This window comes from Thauera aromatica (assembly GCF_023093595.1).
GTDB lineage: Bacteria > Pseudomonadota > Gammaproteobacteria > Burkholderiales > Rhodocyclaceae > Thauera > Thauera aromatica_A.
Genome location: NZ_JALLIK010000020.1, coordinates 1 through 966, shown reverse-complemented (window position 1 = coordinate 966; position 966 = coordinate 1). Strand labels below are relative to the sequence as shown.

The following is a 966-nucleotide window of genomic DNA, read 5'->3' as shown; positions in this document are numbered from 1 at the left end:
TCGGTCGAGTCGGAAGCGGTGATGGTCAGTGCCATGGCGGCAATCTCCAAAGGGTGAAGGGTTCGGCTCGGTCTTGCGGTCTCGGTCTCGGGTGTTCGGTCGACGTGCTCATGGCGCATGCGCCGGGTGAAGGCGGAAGGCGCGGCAGGCGTCGCCCCGGTCGGCGGGGAGCTGGCGCAGCGGGTGATGCGGGCCATAGGCCGGCGGCAGGTCCGGGCGCTCGCCTGCGCAGTAGCCATCGGCACGACCGGGCCGGGCGAAGTGGGCGCACCAGCGGCAGCGGGGCGGGGTCGTTTCGTTTCCCGTTTTTCCCGTTTCGGCCTTTTTCGGGAACTCCGGGATTTCCCGTTTTTCCCGCCCCCCGTATACGGGGCGGGAAACAACGGGACGAACGGGAAGGGATTTCAGGAAAGCCATATCCAGCCCTCCGCATGCCCCAGGTTTCCACGGCTCACGAGTCCGGTAATTGCGGCTTGCGCCCTCTCCCGGCGGCGCTTGGGCTCGCACGGCAGTGCACCGGCGGCGGCCGTCGTTGCGGCCTCCAGCTCGATGCAAGGGCGGCCCGGAGGGGCGGAAGCCATGCCATAAGCGCGGGCACCCTTCAGGGCGGCGGCGATGGCATCGAAGGCGAGGCGCATGTTTCCGCCACCGGGCAGGGCTACCCGGCGCAGTGCGTCGGCGGTGCGCTCCTCTGGTGCGACCACGCAGGATGTAACCGGCTCGCCGTCCTCGTCGGCCTCCAGCTCCACCACCTCCAGGCGGAAGGGGTGCGCATCTCCGTCGCTCCCGTCCTTGCTCTTCGCGGTGCGCCACTCGCGCCGGTCGTCGGTGCGCGTTACCTCAATGGCGGCGTCAAGCGCGCCAAGCAGGGAGGAATGCCCTCGAAGCCCCTTCGTGGCGTCCTTGCCGGTGTGATGCACGGCCAGCACCAGCCCGCCAAGCTCGGCCTGCAGAGCCTTCAGGCCG

The 966-nt window shown here is 69.5% G+C and carries 1 protein-coding gene and 1 pseudogene; both read right to left on the bottom strand.

The window, feature by feature from the left end:
* On the bottom strand, positions 1–197 hold a 197-nt coding region (locus tag MXC99_RS00310), incomplete at its 3' end, for a hypothetical protein (RefSeq protein WP_247723653.1).
* A gap of 207 nt (positions 198–404) precedes the next feature.
* A pseudogene (locus MXC99_RS00305) lies at positions 405–966 on the bottom strand (helicase RepA family protein); the annotation flags it as partial.